Source organism: Streptomyces sp. NPDC008125, assembly GCF_042957125.1.
Classification (GTDB): Bacteria; Actinomycetota; Actinomycetes; order Streptomycetales; family Streptomycetaceae; genus Streptomyces.
On record NZ_JBIBHR010000006.1, the window covers coordinates 409,757 to 432,434 of the forward strand.

Consider the following 22,678-nt stretch of genomic DNA (forward strand, 5'->3'; position numbering starts at 1 on the left):
ACGCCATGACCCTGCTCCACGACGCCGAGCTGTCCTCCGCGTTCGACCACGCCTCCCTCGCCTACGACCGCCTGGTGGCCGCCAATCCCGGCTACCACGCCCATCTGCGCCGCTCGGCCCGCCGGCTCGGGCTGCCGCACGGCGGGGCGGGTCTCCGGGTGCTCGACCTGGGATGCGGCACGGGCGCCTCCACCGCGGCCCTGCTGGCCGCCGCTCCGTACGCGGAGATCGTGGCCGTCGACGCCTCGGCGGGCATGCTCGCGCAGGCCGCCGCGAAGGAGTGGCCCGCCCATGTCAGGTTCGTGCACTCCCCGGCGGAGGCGCTGGCGGACGGTTCGGGGGCGGGCCGGGGCGGTGGTGCGGTCGACGGCCGTTTCGACGCGGTGTTCGCCGCGTACCTCTTCCGCAACGTCACCGATCCGGACGCCGTGCTCCTCTCGGTCCGCGGACTCCTCTCCCCGGGGGGACGCCTGGCGGTGCACGAGTACGCCCTGGCGGGGGGCCGGGCGAACCGCTCGCTGTGGAGTACGGTCTGCCGCTGGGTGGTGGTGCCGCTGGGCAGGGCCGCCGGGGACGGGGAGCTCTACCGCCATCTGTGGCGCAGCGTGCTCGACTTCGACACGGCGCCGGCCTTCGCCGAGCGGATCGGCCGCGCCGGTTTCGAGGAGGTGCGGGTGCTGCCGCTGCCCGGCTGGCAGACCGGCATCACCCACACCTTCGTCGCCCGGGCGCCCCGCCGGTCCGAGGACGCCGCGTGAGGCGGCCGGGAACCGGGGCGCCGGACGCCCGGCGGCACGGCCGGGACCGGCGGGCCGAGGTGCTCCGGGCCCCGCAGGGCCGCGCGGGGTTCGACGGCGGGGCCCCGTCGGTCGCGGTCGTCGGCGGCGGCATCGCGGGACTCGCGGCGGCCACCCTGCTGGCCGAACGCGGCGCGCGGGTGACGCTCCACGAACGGGAGGCGACGCTCGGCGGGCGGCTCGCCGGGTGGTCCACCGAGTTGGCCGACGGTTCCTCGGTGACGATGAGCCGGGGCTTCCACGCCTTCTTCCGCCAGTACTACAACCTGCGCGGGCTGCTCCGCCGGGTCGATCCCGGGCTGGAGTCGCTCACCGCCGTGCCGGACTATCCGCTGCGGCACAGCGGCGGGATGTACGACAGCTTCGCGCGGGTACCGCGCACGCCTCCGCTCAGCGCGATGGGATTCGTCGCCCTCAGCCCCTCATTCGGGGCGCGCGATCTGCTGCGGATGAACCCGCGCGCCGCGCTGCCGCTGCTCGACGTGCGGGTACCCCAGGTGTACGAGCGGCTGGACGGGGTCAGCGCCCGCGACTTCCTGGCCCGGGTCCGCTTCCCCGAGGCCGCGCACCACCTGGCCTTCGAGGTGTTCTCCCGGAGCTTCTTCGCCGATCCGGGCGATCTCTCCGCGGCCGAGCTCGTACTGATGTTCCACATCTACTTCCTCGGCTCCAGTGAGGGGCTGCTCTTCGACGTACCGGCCGAACCGTTCCCGCAGGCGCTCTGGGACCCGCTCCACGGGTACCTGGAGAAGCACGGGGTACGGGTGCGGACCGGGTCGGCGGTGGAGAGCGTGACCCCCTCCGCGGACGGCGGGCTCGACGTCACGGCGGACGGCCGTACGGCCCGCCGGGACGCGGTGGTGCTGGCGCTCGACTCCGGCGGGCTGCGCCGCCTGGTCGCGGCCTCGCCCGGGCTCGGCGACGGGCGGTGGCGCGGCCGGCTGGCGAGGCTGCGGACCGCCCCGCCGTTCCTGGTGTCGCGGCTCTGGCTGGAACGGCCCGTGGCGGCGGACCGCCCGGGCTTCCTCGGGACCAGCGGCTACGGTCCGCTGGACAACGTGAGCGTCCTCGAACGCTGGGAGGGCGAGGCACTGCGCTGGTCCCGCCGCACCGGCGGTTCGGTGGTCGAGCTGCACGCGTACGCGGTGGCACCGGACGCCGACCGGGAGTCCGTACAGGCCGAGGTGATACGCCAGTTGCACCGGATCTACCCGGAGACCTCGGGGGTCCGGGTGGTGGACTCCCGGCACGAATGGCGGGCGGACTGCCCGCACTTCCCGGTGGGCGGCTACCGCGACCGGCCCACCGTACGCACACCCGACCCGGCCGTCGTCGTCGCCGGCGACCTGGTCCGTACCGAACTGCCGGTCGCCCTGATGGAGCGGGCCGCCACCAGCGGATTCATGGCCGCGAACGCCCTGTTGGCCGACTGGGGGGTACGGGGCCAGACCCTGTGGACGGTGCCGCGCGCCGGGCGGTCGGCCCTGCTGCGGCAGCTCGCGCGGCTGGGAACGGCGTAGGCCGTGGCCGGCCGTCCCCCGGGGGGCGGCCCGTGCCCGGCGCGAACCGGCGGACACCGGCCGGCGGCAACCTCCCGGCGGACACCGCCCGGGAGCGACCAGGGCTTTCGGCTGGATCAAGCCGGTCACCATCGGTCCATGGACGCGCAATGCGGGTCTTCGACATCGCTTCCGGGACGAACCCTCCCGGAACGTGGGATTCGCCCACCGTTTCCCGCACCCACCGCCATCTCCCTCTGGGGACAAACCACTTTGTCGTTAGGATTCGGCAATGACTACCGACTTTCCCCTCTCCCGGACGACGAATCCCACCCCTGAGGCCGAGCGCGCGAACATCCTCGCCGCACCGGGATTCGGCCGTTTCTTCACCGACCACATGGCCTCGGCGGTGTGGACGCCGGCGAGTGGTTGGCAGGACCACAAGATCGGCCCGCTGGTGCCGTTCTCTCTGCACCCCAGCGCGGCGGTGCTGCACTACGCGCAGGAGATCTTCGAAGGCATGAAGGCCTACCGCCATGCCGACGGCAGCGTCTGGCTGTTCCGCCCGGACGCCAACGCGCGGCGTTTCGCCCGCTCCGCCGCGCGGTTGGCGCTGCCTCAGCTGCCCGAGGAGGACTTCCTCACCAGTGTTGCGGAACTGGTGCGTGCGGACGAGGCCTGGGTGCCGACGGCCACCGGTGAAGAGAGCCTCTACCTTCGGCCGTTCATGTTCGCCTCGGAGGCGTTCCTGGGCGTGCGGCCCGCCGCCCAGGTGACCTACTCGGTCATCGCCAGCCCCGCCGGCCCCTACTTCCCCTCGGGCGTCACCGGTGTCACGCTGTGGATCAGCAGCGAGTACACCCGCGCCGCCAAGGGCGGTACCGGCACGGCCAAGTGCGGCGGCAACTACGCCGCGAGCCTGGCCGCGCAGATCGAGGCGCAGGAGCACGGCTGCGACCAGGTCATGTACCTGGACAGCGCGGGCGAGAGCAACCTGGAGGAGTCCGGCACCATGAACGTGTGCCTGATCACCGCGGACGGCCGCCTCATCACCCCCGCGCTCGGCACGATCCTGGAGGGCGTCACCCGGGACACCGTCCTGAGCCTGGCCGCCGACTTCGGGCTGACCCCCGAGGAGCGGTCGATCAGCCTGGGCGAGCTGAGGTCGGGCGCCGCGGACGGCAGCATCACCGAGGTCTTCGCGGCCGGCACGGCCGCGGTGATCACACCGATGGTCGGGTTCAAGGGCGAGGGTTACGAGTTCACCGTCGGGGACGGCGCTCCCGGCAAGCACACCATGGCGCTGCGCGACCATGTCCTGGACATCCAGTACGGTCGCGCCGAGGACAAGCACGGCTGGATGCGGCGCGTGGTCTGAGCCCCCGCACCGGATGGCGGCCGAGGAGCTGGGACCGGCTCCCCGGAGAACGAAGGAGATGGCATCGTTGGCCTCGGCCGCTCAGGGCGTCCGCACCGCCCGGACGTTCACCGGACGGGTGTCCGGGGCTCTCGGGCGCCCTTCGGCCGCGGAGGGGCCCCATCTCTGGTCCCTGACCGCCGTTGACCGCCTGATCGACGAAAGCGTGCTGGACGGCGCGGAGTCGGCCCGGGCCGCGGGCATGAGGGGAACACGGCGGCGGGAATACCTCGCGGCCCACACGGCCCTTCGCCTCCTGCTGGGCGGGTACTTGTCCATGGAACCGGAGGAGGTCCGGTTCGTCCGGCACAGCTGTCCGTGCTGCGACGAGCCGCACGGCAGACCCGCGGTCCCGGGAGACGCGGTGCATTTCTCGCTGAGTCACAGCCACGGCGAGGTACTGCTGGCGTTCGCCGCCGCGCCGGTGGGCGTGGACGTCCAGAAGGTGCCGGGCCTCAGGACGGCCGACCGGACGGCGGACCTGCTGACCCCGCTGGAACGACAGGAGCTGGCCGCGCACGACGCGGCCACCCGCCCGACGGCCTTCGCCCGGGTGTGGGCACGCAAGGAGGCCTATCTCAAGGGACTGGGCACCGGGTTCGGCCGCGAGGCGTCCTCGGACCACGTGGGGGCCGGCGACACGGCGGTTTCCCCCTATGGCTGGACACTTCATGACATAGCGTCAAAATCGGGATATGCGGCTGCGGTTGCCGTGAAACTCTGAGCTCCCCAGCGAGAGGAACAACTGCTCGCCCATGCCTCGACAAGATCGCGTGCGCACCTCAGGATAGAGCCCCGGTGGCGATTCGCCTTCCTGGGAGGGACATTGGACGACATCCGTGCTGATCACGTCGCGATCGTCGGCATGGCCGGCAGGTTCCCGCAGGCTCCGGATCTGCACACGTTCTGGGAGCTGCTGATCAATGGCCGTGACGCGGTGGGGCCGGTGCCGGCGGACCGCTGGGACCCGGCGGACGTGGTCGATCCGACCCGGGAGATCCAGAGCGTCGGCGGTTTCCTCGACGGGGTGGACCTCTTCGACGCCGAGTTCTTCGGGATATCGCCGCGTGAGGCCGAGGTGCTCGACCCGCAGCAGCGGCTGATGCTCGAGACGGTGTGGCGGACCCTTGAGGACGCGGGCGAGCCGGCCTCCGGGCTGCGCGGCTCGCGCACCGGGGTGTACATGGGCGGCCTGTGGCACGACTACGAGCTGCTCCGCAAGGATGCCGGGGCGGGTGCGACCCAGCACAGCATCGTCGGCAACTCGCTCGACATCCTCTCCTCCCGGGTGTCCTACGTGCTCGGACTGACCGGGCCCAGCCTCACCGTCGAGAGCAGTTGTTCGTCCTCGCTGGTGGCCCTGCACCAGGCGTGCCAGGCACTCCGGTACGGCGAGGTCGACGCGGCGTTCGTCGGCGGGTCCAATCTGATGCTGACGCCGGAAGTGACCGTCGGGCTCACGCACTTCGGCGGCTTGTCGCCGACCGGGCGCTGCCACGCCTTCGGTGCGGGGGCGGACGGCTTCGTCCGTGGCGAGGGCGTGGCCGCCGTGTACCTGAAGACGCTGGACCGGGCACTGCGCGACGGTGACCGGGTGCGTGCCGTGATCGTCGCCAGCGCGGTGAACAACGACGGCGGCGGGGACAGTCTGGTGACGCCGAATCCGGCGGCTCAGCGCGATCTCCTGCGCCGGGCGTACGGCTCCGGAGCGGTGCCCCTCGACAAGCTCGCGTACGTCGAGGCGCACGGGACCGGCACGGTGCGGGGCGACACGGCCGAGGCGTCCGCTCTGGGCGAGGTGCTGGGCAGGGCCCGTGAGGCCGGCCCCCTGCACATCGGATCGGTCAAGACGAACATCGGCCACCTCGAACCGGCCGCGGGCCTGGCCGGGGTGATCAAGTCGGTGCTGGCGCTGGAGCACGGCGTCGTACCCGCCAGCCTGCACTCCGAGGAGCTGAACCCGGCCATCGACTTCGAGGGACTGGGCCTCGCCGTCGCCAGGAAGCCCCTGCCGCTCGCCCCGGACAGTCACATCGGGGTCAACTCCTTCGGCTGGGGCGGCACCAACGCCCACGCGGTCCTGACCGGCCCCCCGACGGCGCCGCGCACCGAACCCGCGCACTCGTCCGAACCCGCCCAGCCCTGCGGGCGGATCCCGTCGCCCGAACCCGCGCCGCCCTGTGAACCGGCCCCGTCGTCCGAGCCGTTCCTGGTGCCTCTCAGCGCCCACACCGAGTCCGCTCTGGTCCGACGGGCCGAGGACGTGCGCGAGCGGATCGACGCGGGCGTGTCCGCCCGGGAGCTGGCCGGGACGCTGGCATGGCACCGCGACCACTTCGCCGAGCGGCGCGCCCTGATCGGCCCCGAGCTCTTCCAGGCCGCCGCGGGCCGGGCGCGTGAGGTCGGGAAGGTCGCGTTCGTCTTCCCGGGACAGGGCGCCCAGTGGACCGGGATGGGTGCGGGCCTCTACGGGCACAACACCGCTTTCACCCGCGCCATGGACCGATGCGCCGAGGCGCTCGCCCGGCACGTCGACTGGGACGTGCGCTCCCTGGTGACCGGCGCCGACCCCTCGGCGGCGGTGGACCGGGTGCAGCCGGCGCTGTGGGCCATGTCGGTCTCGCTCGCCGCCGCGTGGACCGGCACCGGGGTGCGGCCCGACCTCGTACTGGGCCACAGCCAGGGCGAGATCGCCGCGGCCACGGTGGCCGGGGCGCTCTCCCTGGAGGACGGCGCACTGGTCGTCAGCCGGCGCAGTGAACTCCTGCGGCGGGTCGCCGGGCAGGGCCGGATGCTGGCGGTGGACCTCAGCGCCGCCGAAGCGCTGGCCGCGCTGGAGGGCTTCGAGGGCCTGGTCGAACTGGCCGTGCACAACGGCCCCCGTTCCTGTGTGCTGTCCGGGGACGCGGACTCCGTCCTGCTGCTCAAGGAGATCCTTGAGGCCGACGAGGTGTTCTGCCGTCTGGTGGACGTCGACTACGGATCGCACAGCCCGCAGATCGATTCCCTGACCGAGGTGATCCAGTCGGCTCTCGCGCCGGTACGCCCCCGCCGCGGGCACCTGCCGATGATGTCGACCGTGGATCTCACCGGCCTCGACGGCACCGAGGTGGACGCCGGGTACTGGGCGAGGAACCTGCGGAGCCGGGTCCGGCTCGCCGAAGCGGTGGAGCGGCTGCTCGACCGCGGCGTGACGCACTTCGTCGAGGTCAGCCCCCACCCCGGACTCGGGACGGCGCTGCGGCAGCTCGGCGAGGCCCGTGCCGAGCCGCCGGTCGTGCTCGGCACCCTGCGCCGCCGCGAGGGCGGCCACCGGGACCTGCTCCGTGCCTTCGGCGAGGCGTACGTCTCGGGGCTGGACGCCCGCGGGCCGCGGCCCGCGGGCGTCCCCTCGGAGGCCGTACCGCCGTACCCGTTCCAGAGCGTGCCCCACTGGGTGAAGCCGGCCGGGGGCCGTGGCGCCGCGAACGGCCGGCTGACGCTGTCGCTGGCGCCGTCGACGGCGCACGGCGTGTGGGAGAGTACCGTCCCGCTCGCCGTGGAGGCACACCCCTGGCTGGCCGATCACCGCGTGCACGACCTGGTCCTCTTCCCGGCCGGCGGTTGTCTGGCGCTGCTCCAGCACGCGCTGTCCGGCCATGCGGACGGACCGGTCCTGCTGCGGGACGTCGAACTGCCCTCGGCGCTGGTCCTGGGTGACGAGCCGGTCGGTCTCGCCGTCACCTGGCGGCGGGGAGCCGGTGACGCGGGCGTGCTGACGGTGGCGTCCGCCCACGAGACGGGCTGGACCCGGCACTGCCGGTCCCGGGCGTCCTGGGGGGCACCGGCCGAGTTCCGGGCCTTCCCGGAGCATCTCCTCGGCGTGGAGGCCCTGGACGCGGACGCGTTCTACCGGCGATGCGCCCGGCGGGGTCTGGGCTACGGCCCGGCGTTCCGGTCGGTGACGCGGGCGTACGCCGGGGACGGCGAGGCGCTGGTCGAGCTGGAACTTCCCTCGGGAAGCCGCTCCGGAGATCTCGTGGGGGCGCTGCACCCGGTGCTGTGGGACGGTGTCCTGCAGGCCGCCCTCGCGGCGGGTGACGGGCCGTCGGTCCCGGTGGCGATCGGTTCGGCGATCGTGTCCGCCACCGGCGCGAGCCGGTTGTGGGTGCACGCGCGCCGCCGGGAGGACGGCTTCGACCTGGACGTGTTCGACATGGACCGTGCTCCGGTCGGCCGCGTCGACGGGCTGGTGCTCGCCGAACTGCCGGTCGAATCCGGGCAGGACGACATCGCCGCCGACGTCTACCGGATGGTCTTCGAACCGTGCGAGCGCCAGGAGAAGGACGCACCGGTCGGGACGGTCGCCTGCCGGCGGGCGGATCTGCTGCCGGGCGCGGTGGGACTCGATGCCTTGGCCGAGGCGGGCACCGTGGTGTTCGTCGCGCCGGAGGACGGGCGGGCGGGCCTCGTCGAGCTGACCGCTCTGATCCGGAGGTGCCTCGACGAGAACCCGTCGGTCCGGCTGGCCGTCGTCGTGCGCGAAGGTGACCCCGGAGCCGGTCTCTACCCGGGCTTCCTCGCTGTCGTGCAGGCCGAATACCCGCAGCTGGGTGCCCGGTTGATCGAGGTGGACCAGTTGTCGCCGGACTCGGCGGACGAGCTGGCGGAGGAGTTGGCGGCGACCGAGGACAGGGTGCGCCTGCGCAAGGGCGAGCGGCTGGTCGGCCGGCGTTCGCAGGGCGGCCTGCCGGAGACCCCCGCGCCCTGGCGCACCGGCACGGGTGCCCAGGCGTTCCGTCTGGAGGTGGCCAGGCCGGGGAGCCTCGACACGCTCCAGCGCCGGCCCCTGGACCGGTCGGCGCCCGCAGCCGGGCAGGTGGAGATCGCGGTGGAGGCGGCCTCGGTCAACTTCATCGACGTGATGAAGGCGATGGGCGTCTACCCGGACGAGTCCGCCGACCGCGAACTGCTGGGGCTCGACTGCGCGGGCACCGTGACGGCCCTGGGCCCGGGGGCGACCGGGGTCCGGGTCGGAGACCGGGTCGTCGCGGGCGGCTTCGGTTCGCTGGCCAGCCACGTCACGGTGGACGCACGGCACGTGGTGCCGCTGCCCCCGCGGCTGAGCCCCGTACAGGCGGCGGCTCTGCCGATGGTGATGGTGACGGCCTGGCACGCGCTGATCGACGTGGCGCGGATCGAGGCCGGGGAGACCGTGCTGATCCACTCGGCCACCGGTGGACTCGGCCTCGCCGCCCTGCAGGTAGCGCGGTCGGCCGGAGCCACGGTGATCGCCACGGCGGGGACCGAGGAGAAGCGCGCCCGCCTGCGCGCACTGGGCGTCGAGCACGTCTTCGACTCCCGCGGACTCGACTGGGCCGACGGGGTGCGTGCCGCTACCGACGGCCGGGGCGTGGACGTCGTCCTCAACTCGCTGGCTGGGGCCGCCATCGCGGTGGGGCTGGAAGTCCTGGCGGAGGACGGCAGGTTCGTGGAGGTCGGCAAGCGCGACATCTACGCGGACACCTCCGTCGAGCTGGGCGCGTTCGCCAAGTCGCTCGCTTTCACCGCCGTGGACATCGCCGGAATGCTGCGTCGGCGCCCCGAGCGGTTCGCCCGTGTGCTACGGGCCGTGTGGGACCGGGTGGAGAGCGGTGTGCTGGCGCCGCCGGAGGTCCGGGAGTGGAGCTTCGCCGAAGCGGAGACGGCTTTTCGGACCATGTCGCGGGGCGAGCACATCGGCAAGGTCGTGCTCACCGCCCCCGCCGCGTGCTCCACCGTGGTGCCGGAGCCGCTGCCGGGCGGCCGCTTCCGGGCCCGGGGAAGCTACCTGATCACGGGCGGCCTCGGCTCGCTCGGACTCTCCCTGGCGGAGTACCTGGCGGAGAACGGAGCGGGCGCGATCGCCCTGCTGGGCCGGTCCGCGCCCCGTGACCCGGACCGGATCGCCGCCCTGCGCGCCCGTGGCGTCCAGGTCGGCGTGTGGTCCGGCGACGTGGCCGACGGGGAGCGCATGCGTGCGGTGCTGGACGAGATCCGGGAGACCCTGCCTCCACTGCGCGGTGTCTTCCACGCCGCGGGCATCCTCGACGACGCCACCCTGGGCAGTCTCGACACCGCGCGGATCGAGCGGGTGCTGCGCCCGAAGACCGACGGCGCCCGGGTGCTGCACGAGCTCACCGCCGCCGACGGGCTGGACCTTTTCGTGCTCTTCTCGTCGGCCGCCGCCTTGGTCGGTACCGCCGGCCAGGCGGCCTACGCCGCGGCGAACAGCGGACTGGACGCGCTGGCCGCCGAGCGCCGGGCGGTGGGCCTGCCCGGTCTGAGCGTGCAGTGGGGGCCGGTGGCCGACGTGGGCCTCGCGGCCCGCGCGGCCGGTCGCGGTGACCGTCTCGCCGACCGCGGCATGGGCAGTCTCCCCGTCGATGCCTGCTGGCGGGCGCTCCGGTCGTTCATCGAGAGCGACGAGGCGGTGGTGGCCCATGTCGCGCTCGACGCGCGGCGGTGGCTGGAGACGTACCCCGCGGCGGCCGCGCTGGCCAGCTGGCAGTCGCTCGCGACGGCCGAGCGGACCGCGGTGGAGGGCGGACTGCGCGAGGTGCCGCCCGAGCAGCGGCGGCCCCTGCTGGAAGAGGCGGTGCGCGCCGAGGCGGCCCAGGTGCTGCGCGTCGATCCCGGCCGGCTGGACCGGGACGTTCCGCTGAAGGCGCTCGGCCTGGACTCCCTGATGTCCCTGGAGCTCCGCAACAGGCTGGAGATCTCGCTCGGGCTGCGGCTCAGCCCGACGCTGCTGTTCAAGTACGGCACGGTGGCCCGTCTGGGTGTGGCCCTGTCGGAGCTGTTCGACACGATGGAGGCGGGGACCCATGGATGACCGGCCGATTCTCACCGCGGCAGAGGTCCGCACACTGCTGAGGGAGTTCATGCCGGACCGGCAGGGCATCGATGTCGCGGAGGTGACACCGGACGGGGTGCTGTTCACCGCCGACGCGGAAAGCCTGTCGGTCCGGCCCGGTGGCACCGTCTCCGGACCCGCCATCTTCGCCTTCGCGGACGTGTCGGCGTACCTGACCGTGAGCGCCTACCTGGGCAGGACACCGTCGGCGGTGCTGAGTTCGAGCAGCATCAGTTTCCTCGAGGCCGTCGAGCCGGGTCCGCTGCGCGCCAGGATCGAGCCGGTGCGCATCGGCAGGCGGACCGGGGTCTTCACGGCGTGGGTCGAGGACGAGCGGGCGTGCCGGGTGGCCATGGCGACGCTGCACTTCTCCTTCCCCGGTCGCCGGGGAAGGAGCGGCACAGTCGGCGCGGTGGACGCGGTCGGCGCCGTGGGCGCGGTCGGCTGACGTCACGCGGGAAGTGGGAGCGGGTCGCTCCGGGCGTCACACCGGACGTACGGAGTACGTGATCCGCTCCCACGGGTAGGCCGGCAGGGAGACGACCGCGCGCCCCGTCCCCTTGCCCTGAGGCGGCGTCTCGCCGGCGTCCAGGGTCCGTACGCGGGGGTCGTCGTCGCCCTTCGCCAGTGCGCTCAGCGCGGCGCGGGCGTCGTCCGTGGTGTCCGCACCGATCCAGACCGCGTGGCGCAGTCGGGTGCGGCCGTACGTGGCGGTGTGGGCGAACGCGGGATAGGGGTGGTCCGCCACCTCGTCCGCCCAGCGGGCGGCCAGGACGCGCAGGGCCGGGAGGGTGTGCGCGCTCACGAGGAAGCCGTCCGCTTCGGCCCGGTCCGGGAGCTGTCCGCCGTCGGGGCCGGTGCGTGGGGCGGCGTCGGTGCCGGTGCCGGTATCGGCTGAGAGGACGACATGGGCGTTGGTTCCGCTCATGCCGAACGAACTGACGGCTGCGCAACGCCCCGACGACGCCTCCCAGGGAACCGTCTCCGTCGGCACGGTCATGCCGCTGTCGCCCAGGTCGATCCGCGGGTTCAGGGTCTCGAACTGTGCCTGCCGCGGAATCCGCCGCCGTTCCAGGCACAGGACGGCCTTGATCAGTCCCAGCACCCCCGCGGCGGACTCCGTGTGCCCCAGGTTCGCCTTCACCGATCCCACGTGCCACCGCTGCCCGGTGCGGCCGAGCGCCATCCGGGCGGCCTCCAGCTCGATCGGGTCGCCCAGCGGTGTACCGGTACCGTGCGCCTCCAGATACCCGATGTCGGCGGCGGTCAGCCCGGCGCCGGCCAGCACCGATTCGATCAGCCGGCTCTGCGCCAGTACGTTGGGCGCGGTGAAGCCGGAGGAGCGGCCGTCCTGGTTGACGCCGGTGCCCTCGATCACGGCGAGGATCCGGTCACCGTCCTTCCGCGCGTCGGAAAGCCGCTTGAGCACCACCGCCCCGCACCCTTCACCCCGTACGAAACCGTTGGCACGTGCGTCGAAGGGCCGGCACCGGCCGTCCGGTGACAGCGCCTCGGTGCGCGCGATCTCAGCGGTGGAGCGCGGTGCGAGAACCAGGTTGACTCCGCCCGCCACCGCCACGTCGCAGTCGCCCGCCACCAGGGCGCGGGCCGCCGTGTGCACGGCGACCAGGGAGGACGAGCAGGCGGTGTCGATCGCCATGGTCGGCCCCTGGAAGCCGAGGGTGTACGCGATGCGGCCGGCGGCGAAGCAGTGGCCGTTGCCGATCAGCCAGGAGGAGCTGGGCTCGCCTTCCGCCCACTGGCGGTAGTCCTGACCGGTGATGCCGACGAACACGCCGGTCGACTCCGCGGCCCGCGCGGGCAGAATTGCCGCGTCCTCGAACGCTTCCCAGACCACTTCGAGGAGCAGGCGGTGCTGCGGGTCGAGATTCTTCGCCTCTCGGGGGGAAATACCGAAGAACTTCGCGTCAAAGCCCAGCACGTCGTCCAGATATCCGCCGCGGGAGAGAAGACCGTCCCATCCTTCCGGAAATGCGCGGCGACGCTGTTCCGGCAATTCGCCGGTCAGGTCCCGGCCGTCGGTCAGGGAATCCCAGTACGTTCTTCGATCGGTGATTCCGCCGGCCGCGCGAAGTCCCGTGCCCACGATGGCGATACGTCGCTCATCTCGCCGGCCGTCGAGTTGTTCGCGCAGGGTACGGATGGTTTCCATGGCCCGACGCAGAGGGCCGGAAGCGGTACCGGGATCAGGAGTTGAGGACATCGCCCGAGACAGTAGCAGCCGACGCGGCAGCTTGATAAGGCCTGTTCCGCGATCTTCGGTGACCAGTGCACGGCGTCCGCATTTCGGATGCGGGCGTCCGCTCCGACGCCTCGGGGAGATCACAGGACGACCCTCGGACACCCGTGCCACCTGTCCGACGACGAGAAATGAGAGGAATGGGACCTCATCGGCGAGAAAGAGTGAAGTGGGAACAATTGGCGGCCCTGCCTGGGGAGTCCGGCCGTTGATCGTCTACGGACTCTGGCCCCGACGGCTCTGCGTGTGGCAGGGTGCTGAGCGAGCTCGGGGGGCAATCCTTCGTGGGCTGAGGTCGAATGACTCAACGTCAGCGCACTGCCCACACCTCCCGCCAACGACCTGCGAAGGGGTGAGGACGCTTGACGACTGCAATTCTGGACGACGAGGAAGTCGTGGTGCGCACGCCGGAGGAATTCCACCGGATGCCCCGCGACTACCAGAAGATGCTGATCAGTCAGATCACCATCAACACCGAGGGCGAGCTCTCGGGCGGTGACGACTACGCACTGATGTTCCTGCCGCTCGCGCCCACTTCGGAGGAGCGTCAGGTCTGCGCCGAACGCGCCGCGGAGGAATACGACCACTACAAGATCGGCAAGCGGATTCTCGCCGATCTCGGGGTCGACACCTCCTACATGGAGTCCCAGAGCATCTCCGAGCGGATGCTGTTCGCCGACGACCGGATGCACACCTGCTCGACCTGGGCGGAACGCGGGGTCTACTCCTACATCGGGGAGGAGACCGCGATGGTGATGCTGCGCGAGTTCGCCGAGAGCAGCTACAAGCCCTGGGCCGAAGCGGTCCGCACGATCATCCAGGACGAGAAGATCCACATCGCTCACGGAGCCAGGGTCTGCCGCAACCTCGCCGACACCGAAGAGGGCCGGGAGCAGCTCCAGGCGGCGCTCGACCGCCTGTGGCCGATGTTCGTCGGCATCCTGGGCAGCCCCAACACCAAGCGCTCCCAGGCAGTCGTGCGGTACGGCCTGCGAAAGACCACCAACGCAGAAGCCATTGAGTTGTGGCGCGAGAAGGTTCTGCCGCGCATAGCCAATCTCGGCCTGCGCGTACCCGAGTAGGTCCGGAGACTGCCATGGCCATACCTGTAGCGATCACTCCCCGCCCGCCGTCGCGTGCGGAATCCAAGGCGCGCCTGCGCGAACTGCTCGCCGACCGGCCGGACTTCGCGGAGCGTCTCAAGGCGCTGCGCACCATGGGCATCCGCGTGCGCGGGTGCGAGGTGCACCTCACCACCGCCTGCAACATCCGGTGCAAGGGCTGTTGGTACTTCGAGGGCGGTTTCGACACCGCCGTCCGGGAGACCTCGGACCCGGGCGTGATCCGGGAGTTCGCACGGAAGCTGGCCGCGGACGGCGTCACCCAGGCGACCTTGATCGGCGGAGAGCCGACCATCGTGCTCGACCGGGTTCAGCCGTTCGTGGAGGAACTTCCCTACATCACCATCTCCTCCAACGGGCTGCGCCCGCTGCCGCGGGAGGGGTTCGAGAACGTCGCGATCGGCATCAGCCTGTTCGGCGGCGGTCCGCTCGACGACGAGCTGCGCGCGCACCGGCCGAACGGCTCCTCGTTCACCGGTCTGTTCGAGAAGGGGCTCAAGCACTACAAGGACGATCCCCGGGTGACGTTCGTCTTCGCGCTGTCCGAGGAGGGACTGCCGTACGTGGAGCCCACGGTGCGGGCGATCCGGGACAACGGCAACGTGGTGACGTTCAACTTCTACAGCGCGCACGGCTCGGACCACCCGCTGCGGATCGAGAACGAGCAGCGCACGCTGGGCGAGGCGCTCCGGGTCAAGGAGCTGTACCCCGACACGGTCGTCAGCCACCCCTACTTCATCGAGGCGCTGATCACCGGCCGCGGCCACTGGGGCGCGCAGTTCGGCTACGACGTCTGCCCGAGCATCAGCGTCGACATGCCCGAGCACGAACTGCGGGTGAGCAACGGCAACCCGGTGCTCGACGGATTCGCCGTCTACGGCGCGGACTACAAGACACTGCAGTTCTGCTGCACTTCGGGCGACTGCGGCGGTTGCCGCGACAGCCAGGCCGTCTACAGCTGGTTGATGGTCAGCCTCAACCACTTCCTCGACAGCCCCCAGCGGCTGGAGACCTGGCTGGACCTGGCCGAGAGCTACTGGCGCCAGTGGGCCTGGTCCCAGGGCCAGTCCCCGCGATTCAACCGCTGAGCATCACCGAACAGCGCCACCGAGCATCACCGAGCATCTGAGAGGGAACGACCATGTCCGCACCTGCAACCGCCGAGTCCGTACTCGACCTCATCCGCACCGAGCTCATCGAGTCGGGCGTCGAGGAGGAGACCATCTCCCCCGATGCCAAGTTCGACGACCTGGACATCGACTCCCTGGACGTGGGCGAACTGATGGCGACCGTCAAGCGCACGTACGGGGTCAGCATCCCGCGCGCGGAGCTCGCCGACGTGACTGTGGGTCAGCTGGCCGCCAAGATCACTGCGAAGGCCGCCAGTTGACATCTGCGGTCGCGGTCACCGGCGTCGGCGCGGTCACCCCGCTCGGCGTCGGTGCCACTGTGCTGATCGACCGTCTCGCCGCCGGCGAGACCGGTCTGGGGGCGGGTGAGGGCCGCTGCGCGGAGTTCGACGCGGGGGATTTCCTGAGCCGCCGTGAGCGCAGGCGGAACGCCCGGTTCTCCCAGCTCGCGCTCGTCGCCGCCGAGGAGGCCCTGGAACAGGCGGGCTGGCTCGCGGGGCTGCCGTATCCGGCCGAGCGCGTCCGCTGCGTCGTCGGCACCGGCCTCGGCGGCGTTCCGGAGGGAAGCCAGGGCGGTACCGCGTCCCCGTTGACGGTCCCGTTGATGATGTCCAACAGCGCGGCGGCCGCCCTGAGTACCCGCTACGGCCTGGGCGGCGAGTCCTTCGCCACCTCGGGCGCCTGTGCGGCCGGGGCGCAGGCCATCGGGGTCGCGCTGGCGGCGATCCGTCGCGGTGAGGCCGCGGCGGCGGTCGTCGGTGGCGCGGAGGCGGTGCTGCTGCCTCTGGTACGGGACTCCTTCGCCGAGGCCGGGGCGCTGTCCCCGACGGGCCGCTGCGTGCCGTTCGACGCGGGACGCGACGGTTTCGTCATGGGCGAGGGCGCCGGAATCCTCGTGCTGGAGAGCGTCGAGGGAGCCCGGTCCAGGGGCGCCACGATCCTCGGACTGGTGATGGGTTACGGCGCCAGTTCCGACGCCCACCACCTCACCGCGCCGGCCCCGGACGGGGTGCCGGCGGCCCGGGCGATCCGGCGGGCGCTGAGCGACGCGGGCGTCACCCCTGCGGACCTCTGCTACATCAACGCCCACGGCACGGGCACCCTGCTGAACGACGAGGCGGAGATCCGCGCGTTGCGCCTGGCGCTCGGAGAGGCCCTCGCGTCCGTCCCGCTCTCCTCCACCAAGGCCGCCACCGGGCACCTCTTCGGTGCCGGCGGAGCGGTGGAGGCCATCGCCACCCTCGGTGCGCTGCGTACCGGGATCGCTCCCCCGACCTACGGCCTGAGCGAGCCGGACGTCCGGCTGGGGGCGGTGGACCACCTCATGTCCGCCCGTCCGCTGAGTCAGGGGCCGAACCGCGCGGTCGGGCTCTCGGACTCGCTGGGCTTCGGCGGGCACAACGCCGTCCTCGTACTGGGAGCACCATGAGTGGTTTCGACTTCACCGGCCGCCGCTATCTGGTCACCGGGGTGACCAACCAGGAGTCGATCGCCTGGCACGTCGCGGCCGGACTCCAGCGGCAGGGCGCCGAGATCGTGCTCAGCTCCTTCGGACGTGCCGCCCGGATCACCCGGAAGGCCGCCCTGCGGCTGCCCTCCCCGCCGGACGTGATCGAACTCGACGTCACCGACGAGTCGGCCTACGCCACCGTGGCGCAGGAACTCACCGACCGGTGGGGCCGGTTGGACGGCGTGCTGCACAGCATCGCCTACGCCCCCGCCGACGCCGTCAGCGGCGCGTTCCTCGGGACGCCGGCGGCCAGCGCGCTGGCCGGTTTCCAGGTCTCCGCGTACTCGCTGCAACGGCTCACCGCCGCCCTCACTCCCCTGCTGACGGCGGGTGGCCGTGGCGGCAGCGTGGTGGGAATCACCGTGGACAGCGCCCGCGCGCTGCCCGGTTACGACTGGATGGGGGTGTTCAAGGCGTCGCTGGAGGCGGTCGCCCGCTACTTGGCGCTGCATCTGGGACCCGACGGGGTGCGGGTCAACCTGGTCGCCTCCGGACCACTGGAGACCCTGTCCGCGAAGGGTGTGGGGAGCTTCGACGCGCTGGCCGACCACTACGAGAGCTGGGCGCCGCTCGGCTGGGACCGCTCGGACCCCGGACAGGTGGTCGGCGCGGTGCTGTTCCTCCTCTCCGACCTCGCCGGGCGCACGACCGGACAGGTGCTCCACGCCGACGGCGGTCTGCACGCCGTCTCCGCCGGCATCGGTGACCCCCCGCACCGCCCCGGGCCCGGTCGCGGGTAGGCCCCCCTTTCCGCGCGATGGACCCGGTCAGCCCGGGAACCGCCCGCTGCTGCGCAGCTCCCAGCGGCGTTCGGCGTACGCCAGGTCGTCGCGCCAGAGCCGCCCGGCGGAGGCCCTCATCAGCGGGCGCAGCAGCGGGGCCGCCGCGCGGGCGAGCGCGAAGCCGCGCCGGTCGGACGCGGCGACGACCGCCTCCACCACCGCGGTGCGCGGCCGCCCCGCGGGGTCGGTGCCGAGCGGCGTGGCGTGGCTCTCGACCACGGAACCCCGGCCCTCTCCTTCGGTGATGTGCATGACGACGGTGCGGGGTTCGGGCGCGGTGAACACGGCGCGTACGGGCACCACCACGCGGCCCGCCACCTTGAAGGAGACGTCGACCGCGAACCCGTCCCGGCCGTCCCCCGCGTCGCCGCCGGGGACGTCGAGGACGGTCAGGTCCACGAAGGAGTACGGGTGGAACCAGGCGCCGTGCCAGGGGTCGAGGCGGTTGGCGACGACGTCCTCGGGTTCGCAGGTGCCGAAGCCCTCGTACACGGCGTCGACCGCCGTCGAGGGGACCGGCCGTTCGGGGAGGACGGGCCGGTCCAGCGGCACCTCGCCGCCCACCGCGTCCAGCCGCACCCAGGCGAGGACTCCGTCGTCGAACGCCGGGTAGGGCTCCCAGCCGGCGAACGGCTCGCCGCTCAGGGCGAGTCCGTGCCAGTGGCAGACGAGGGTGCCGCAGCGGACCGGGCTGTCCTTCAGGGGTGCGCCCAGGTGCGGGCAGGCGCCGGGCCCCGCGCGCAGCCGGCCCGAGGCGTCGCGCCAGGCGACGACCTCGGTGCCCCGGACGGTCCGGCCGAAGGAGCGCCCGGGGGTGATGCGGCGGGAGGCGCCGATGACGTACCAGTTGCCGGAGGGGCGGCCGAGCGCGTGCTCGAGGGCGCCCGCGATGAGGGCGGGGCGGGCGTCGCGCCAGGTGGGGCGCTGCCGCTCCCACGGCACGGGGTCGCGGCGCAGGCGCAGCGGGACACGGCCGCGGCCGGCGGGCCGGCCGGTTCCTGGGTGTGTCATGCCACGTCCTCGTGTGCGGTCTCGGCGCTGGCACGGGTGCGGCGCGGCTGCCCCGCCGGTGGGGCGCCCGCCGCCGGGAGGGAGCGGCCCGGGCCCGTCGGTCGCGGAGCGGCGGCGGTGCGGGGCGCCGGGCGTGCGGCGAGGGCACGTACCAGGCCGTCCAGGGCGACCGTGGCGCGGCGGGCGCGGGAGACGACCGCGCGCCGGTGGAGCACGGCGTAGCCGTCCGCCTCGATGGCGTCGAGGATGCCTCCGTACAGCACGAAAGCGGTACGGATGCAGGGGCGCGACTCGGGGGCGAGCAGGGCGATGCCGGGCAGCGCCCGCCGGTAGATCTCCCGGTTGTGCGCGGCGGCGGCCCGCAGCGCGGAGGTGATGCGCGGGTCGCGGAGGCCGGTCGCCCGGCTGTGCAGCAGGAGTTCGCGGTCCACGTCGTGCGCCGTGAGCAGGTCGGCCGGGAGGTAGACGCGGCCCCGGTCGAGGTCCTCGCCGACGTCCCGGAGGAAGTTGGTCAGCTGGAAGGCGACGCCGAGGTCGGCGGCGTACGGGGCGGCCTCCTCGCGGGGGCACGTGGTGCCGAGGACGGGCAGCATCTGGAGGCCGATCACGGCGGCCGATCCGTGGGTGTAGCCGCCGAGTTCCTCCCAGGAGGCGTACCCGGTCACCGTGAGGTCGCTGCGCATGGAGGCCATGAAGTCGGTGAAGTGGCGGTGGTCGATGCCGTACACGGACGCGGTGTGGACCAGGGCCCGGATCACCGGTTCGTCGGCGGTGCCGCGCGTGAGGCCCTCGGCGAGCCGCAGTTCGAAGGCGAGCAGTGCCCGCGCGCGTTCCCCGGGTCCGGCGTCGACGGCCAGGTCGTCCACGATGTCGTCGGCCCGGCGGGCGAAGCCGTAGAGGGCGTGCACGGCGGGGCGGCGGTCGGCGGGGAGCAGCCGGGTGGCGAGGAAGTACGTCCTGCCGTGGCGTGCGTTGAGCCTCCGGCAGGTGGCGTACGCGGCGCGCAGGGCGGGGTCGTGGATGGCTGCCGCGTCGAGTTCACGGGCGGTCATACGGAGGTGCCTTTCGGTACGGGGCGCGGGGTGGCCGCGGTGGCCTTGCGGGGCCGGGGCGCACCGGTGATCCGGGCGGCGGCGAGCTTTCCGGAGACGATCACGGTCGGCACGCCGACGCCGGGGGTGGTGCCGCACCCGGCGAGGACGGCGTTGGTGGTGCCCCTCACGAGGTTGCGGGGGCGGAAGGGGCCGGTCTGCGGGAAGGTGTGGGCGGCCGAGAAGGGGGTGCCGGCGGCGTGTCCCTGGGCGGTCCAGTCGACCGGGGTGACCAGGCACTCCTCCTCGATGGCGGCACCGAGTCCGGCGAGTCCCCGGCGTTCGAGTTCGGTGAGCAGGCGGTCCCGGTAGCGGGGGGCGAGCTCGTCCCAGGTGCGGGCGGAGGGCCCGATGTCGGTGTTGGGGCAGGGGGCGAGTACGTAGTGGAGGTGTTTGCCGGGCGGGGCGAGGGCGGGATCTCCGGCGGTGGGGCGGGTGATGAGCAGCGAGGGGTCGGTCATCAGCGAGCCGGTGCGGGTGAGTTCGTGGAAGGTGCCCTTCCAGGCCCGGCCGAACGAGAGGGTGTGGTGGGCGAGTCCGGGCCAGGTGCGGTCCGTCCCGGCGTGCAGGACGACGGCGGACGGCGAGTGGCGCAGCCCGCCGGGACGGCGGGGGGCGCGGCCGAGCAGCCGGTAGCTGACGGGCAGGTCCGGGGTGAGGACGACGGCGTCGCAGGGGATGCGGCCCCGGTCGGTGACGACGGCGGTGACCCGGTCCCCGGAGCGCTCCAGCCGGCTGACGGTCTCGCCGTAGCGGAACGCGGCGCCGGCCTCGGCGGCCGAGTCCGCGAGTGCCCGCGGCAGGGCGTGCATCCCGCCGCGCGGGAAGTACACCCCGGCGACGGTGTCCATGTAGGCGATGACGGCGTACGCGGCGAGAGCCCGGGCCGGGGGCACTCCGGCGTACAGGGCCTGGAAGGAGAAGACGCGGCGCAGCCGTTCGTCGCTCAGGTAGCGGCCGATCCGGGCGTCGAGCCGGCCGAAGCCGCCGAGCGCGGCGAGCCGGGCCAGGTCGGGGTGGAGGAGCTGGAGCGGGGAGTCGAAGTTGGCGTCGATGAAGCGGCGCATCTGGACGGCGTAGAGGCGTTCCAGCCACTGGCGCAGACGGCGGTAGCCGAGCGCTTCGTGGCCGCCGGCGAACTCTTCGACGGCGGCCTCCATCGCGGCCGGTTCGGTGTGCACGTCGAGGGTGGAGCCGTCGGCGAACCAGGCGCGGTAGGCGGGGTGCAGCGGGATCAGGTCGAGCCGGTCGGCGAGCCGGTGTCCGACGGCCGCGAAGGCCTCCTCGACGAGGTCGGGCATGGTCAGCACGGTGGGGCCGGTGTCGATGCGGTAGCCGCCGCGCTCCAGCAGGCCGGCGCGTCCGCCCGGCGTGAGGTCGCGTTCGACGACGGTGACCCGCCGGCCCGCGCCGAGCAGGTGGAGCGTGGCGGACAGGCCGGCGAGGCCGGCGCCGATGACCACGACGTGGTCGGTGCGCCCGGGGACGGTCCTCATCGGGTGGTGCCTCCTTCGGGGGCGGTGCCGGGCGCGTGTCCGGATGCGGACGCCGGGGGCGGCGAGGTGCGCCCGCCCGCGGCCTCCCGCAGCAGGAGGCGCAGCTGCCGGGCACCCGCGGGGGCGAGTCCGGCGTGGTCGAGGTGGGCCTCCGCCTGGGCGGCGAGGCGGTCCGCCCGGTGTTCGACGGCGGCGCGCGCCCCGCCGAGGGTGAGTGCCTCCCGTACCCGGGCGAGCCCCTCGTCGGTGAGGGCGGGGTTGCCCACGCCCGCGTCCAGGACGGCGAGCAGGGCGGTGTCGCCCGCGGCCTCGGCGCGTTCCCGTGCGACGGCCACCAGGTAGGTGGGTTTGCCATCGCGGAGGTCGCCGCCGGAGGGCTTCCCGGTGACGGCGGGATCGCCGAACGCGCCGAGCAGGTCGTCGCGGAGCTGGAAGGCGGTGCCCGCGCTGCGGCCCGCGGCGCGCAGGGCCGCAGTCGTACGGTCGTCGGCGCCCGCCAGCGCGGCGCCGAGGGCGAGCGGGCGCTCCACGGAGTAGAGGGCGCTCTTGAGGCAGGCGGTCCGCAGGGCGTGTGCGGCGGTACGGGTCGCGGCGGCCTGTCCGTGCAGGTCGAGGTATTGGCCGGCCACCATCTCGGTGCGCATCGCCCGCCAGATCGCCAGGATCCGGTTCCGGGGGGCGGGGTCCAGCGGTACGGCGGAGACGGTGTCGTCCGCCCAGGCGAGGGCGAGATCGCCGACGAGGACCGCGGCCGAGGTGCCGAACGCGGTGTCCGGCGGTCCGCCGGTCAGGCCCGCGAGCTCCACGTGGACGGCGGGGCGGCCCCGGCGCAGCGCGGAGCCGTCCATCACGTCGTCGTGGACCAGGGCGCACGTCTGGATGAGTTCGAGGGCGACGCCGAGGCGCAGGGCCGCGTCCACCGCGTCCTCGCCACCGCCGCAGGCCCGCATCGCCCACCAGAGGAAGCGGGGCCGGGCGCGCTTCCCGCCGCCGAGGGTGAAGTCCGCGACCCGCCGGGCCACGTCCCGGGCGAAGACGGCGTCGATGGCGGCGGCCTCGGCGAGGTGCGCTCGGAGCACCGTGCGGGCGGTCCGCAGGACGGCGCCGGCCACGTCCGCGTCGACGGATGCGGCGCGTTCGGCGGACTCGGTGACTTCGGCGAAGGGCGCCTCAGGCCGGGGCGGGGCGGCCGGGGCGCGATCCCCGCGCGTGTCGTCCGCGCCCGGCTCCTGCCGGGGTCCGTCGTGCGCCCGGTCGTGCCGGCCCTCCGCCGGGGCACGTTCCGCCGGGTCGCCGTGCGCGTGGCCCGCCGCGGTGTGCGGCTCGCGCGCGGACTGACCGGCCGTGCTCCCCTCGGCGGGGCGGCCGGGCCGGTCGGGCGGCTGCGCGCCCCCGTGGGACCGCTCCGACCGCCGGTGGTCGGCAGAGGCGGAAACCGCTGCCCGGGTGAGGCGCATCGCAGGTCCTTCTGGTCTCATCGGTCTCCGTACCGCTCGGGCCGGCCCCGCACCGCCGGGCCGGCGCGCCGGCGGTACGGGGGCTCGTCACGGTCCCTCGGTCCTCCGGGCCCGTCGCGTCTCTTCCGGCGTCCCCCGTCCGGCGGATGCGGGCGGGCCCCGATCCGTACCGGCCGGGGCACGAGGCACTGACTCCCGAGGGGATCACGCCGACCGGCCGGGCGGTGGCTGCC

At 73.4% G+C, this 22,678-nt stretch carries 16 protein-coding genes; 11 read left to right on the forward strand and 5 right to left on the reverse strand.

Annotated elements, in window-relative coordinates; genetic code table 11:
- The first annotated feature begins 5 nt into the window (after positions 1-5).
- The 6 genes from ACFZAX_RS13545 (at position 6) to ACFZAX_RS13570 (ending at position 11,035) form a co-directional block, all read left to right on the forward strand.
- Complete coding sequence (locus ACFZAX_RS13545; protein ID WP_390961434.1) at positions 6-758, forward strand: methyltransferase; 753 nt, start codon at positions 6-8, stop codon at positions 756-758.
- Entirely contained in the window at positions 755-2,317 is a 1,563-nt protein-coding gene (locus ACFZAX_RS13550; RefSeq protein ID WP_390961436.1) for an FAD-dependent oxidoreductase, read from the forward strand. Before ACFZAX_RS13545 ends, ACFZAX_RS13550 begins: the two co-directional genes overlap by 4 nt.
- Positions 2,318-2,588: 271 nt before the next feature.
- A complete protein-coding gene (locus ACFZAX_RS13555) occupies positions 2,589-3,674 on the forward strand; it encodes a branched-chain amino acid aminotransferase (protein WP_390961438.1) in 1,086 nt (361 codons plus the stop codon).
- Positions 3,675-3,732: 58 nt separating this feature from the next.
- Positions 3,733-4,437 (forward strand): 4'-phosphopantetheinyl transferase superfamily protein, encoded by a 705-nt coding sequence (locus ACFZAX_RS13560; RefSeq protein ID WP_390961440.1) that lies wholly within the window; start codon positions 3,733-3,735, stop codon positions 4,435-4,437.
- Between the two features lie 102 nt (positions 4,438-4,539).
- Positions 4,540-10,566: an SDR family NAD(P)-dependent oxidoreductase gene (locus ACFZAX_RS13565; protein WP_390961442.1), complete on the forward strand. Its 6,027-nt coding sequence runs from the start codon at positions 4,540-4,542 to the stop codon at positions 10,564-10,566.
- Complete coding sequence (locus ACFZAX_RS13570; RefSeq protein WP_390961444.1) at positions 10,559-11,035, forward strand: hotdog domain-containing protein; 477 nt, start codon at positions 10,559-10,561, stop codon at positions 11,033-11,035. Before ACFZAX_RS13565 ends, ACFZAX_RS13570 begins: the two co-directional genes overlap by 8 nt.
- A 36-nt stretch (positions 11,036-11,071) precedes the next feature.
- Here ACFZAX_RS13570 and ACFZAX_RS13575 read toward each other — a convergent pair whose 3' ends face one another.
- Positions 11,072-12,760 (reverse strand): beta-ketoacyl synthase N-terminal-like domain-containing protein, encoded by a 1,689-nt coding sequence (locus ACFZAX_RS13575; protein WP_390961446.1) that lies wholly within the window; start codon positions 12,758-12,760, stop codon positions 11,072-11,074.
- A gap of 449 nt (positions 12,761-13,209) precedes the next feature.
- On the opposite strand from ACFZAX_RS13575, the gene ACFZAX_RS13580 reads away from it, so the two are divergent.
- From ACFZAX_RS13580 to fabI, 5 genes are read left to right on the forward strand one after another with little or no spacing between them, the layout of a single operon-like run.
- Positions 13,210-13,929 (forward strand): Phenylacetic acid catabolic protein, encoded by a 720-nt coding sequence (locus tag ACFZAX_RS13580; protein ID WP_390961448.1) that lies wholly within the window; start codon positions 13,210-13,212, stop codon positions 13,927-13,929.
- Positions 13,930-13,943: 14 nt separating this feature from the next.
- Positions 13,944-15,056 carry a 4Fe-4S cluster-binding domain-containing protein gene (locus tag ACFZAX_RS13585; protein WP_390961450.1) on the forward strand — a complete coding sequence of 371 codons (1,113 nt, stop codon included), beginning with the start codon at positions 13,944-13,946 and terminating at the stop codon, positions 15,054-15,056.
- Positions 15,057-15,109: 53 nt separating this feature from the next.
- Positions 15,110-15,358, forward strand: coding sequence for a phosphopantetheine-binding protein (locus ACFZAX_RS13590; protein ID WP_390961452.1), 249 nt, complete (start codon positions 15,110-15,112; stop codon positions 15,356-15,358).
- The gene (locus ACFZAX_RS13595) at positions 15,355-16,527 is read left to right on the forward strand and encodes a beta-ketoacyl synthase N-terminal-like domain-containing protein (RefSeq protein WP_390961454.1); all 1,173 of its coding nucleotides are present in this window, start codon (positions 15,355-15,357) and stop codon (positions 16,525-16,527) included. The genes ACFZAX_RS13590 and ACFZAX_RS13595 overlap by 4 nt, the downstream gene beginning before the upstream one ends.
- Complete coding sequence (fabI, locus tag ACFZAX_RS13600) at positions 16,524-17,348, forward strand: enoyl-ACP reductase FabI (protein WP_390961456.1); 825 nt, start codon at positions 16,524-16,526, stop codon at positions 17,346-17,348. Before ACFZAX_RS13595 ends, fabI begins: the two co-directional genes overlap by 4 nt.
- Before the next feature lie 27 nt (positions 17,349-17,375).
- On the opposite strand, the gene ACFZAX_RS13605 is transcribed toward fabI, so the two are convergent.
- The 4 genes from ACFZAX_RS13605 to ACFZAX_RS13620 are packed head-to-tail and all read right to left on the reverse strand — an operon-like array spanning position 17,376 to position 22,445.
- A complete protein-coding gene (locus ACFZAX_RS13605) occupies positions 17,376-18,401 on the reverse strand; it encodes a DUF5914 domain-containing protein (RefSeq protein ID WP_390961458.1) in 1,026 nt (341 codons plus the stop codon).
- Complete coding sequence (locus ACFZAX_RS13610; RefSeq protein WP_390961460.1) at positions 18,398-19,453, reverse strand: squalene/phytoene synthase family protein; 1,056 nt, start codon at positions 19,451-19,453, stop codon at positions 18,398-18,400. The genes ACFZAX_RS13605 and ACFZAX_RS13610 overlap by 4 nt, the downstream gene beginning before the upstream one ends.
- Positions 19,450-20,988, reverse strand: coding sequence for a phytoene desaturase family protein (locus ACFZAX_RS13615; protein ID WP_390961462.1), 1,539 nt, complete (start codon positions 20,986-20,988; stop codon positions 19,450-19,452). The genes ACFZAX_RS13610 and ACFZAX_RS13615 overlap by 4 nt, the downstream gene beginning before the upstream one ends.
- A complete protein-coding gene (locus ACFZAX_RS13620) occupies positions 20,985-22,445 on the reverse strand; it encodes a polyprenyl synthetase family protein (RefSeq protein ID WP_390961464.1) in 1,461 nt (486 codons plus the stop codon). Before ACFZAX_RS13620 ends, ACFZAX_RS13615 begins: the two co-directional genes overlap by 4 nt.
- Positions 22,446-22,678: the final 233 nt, after the last annotated feature.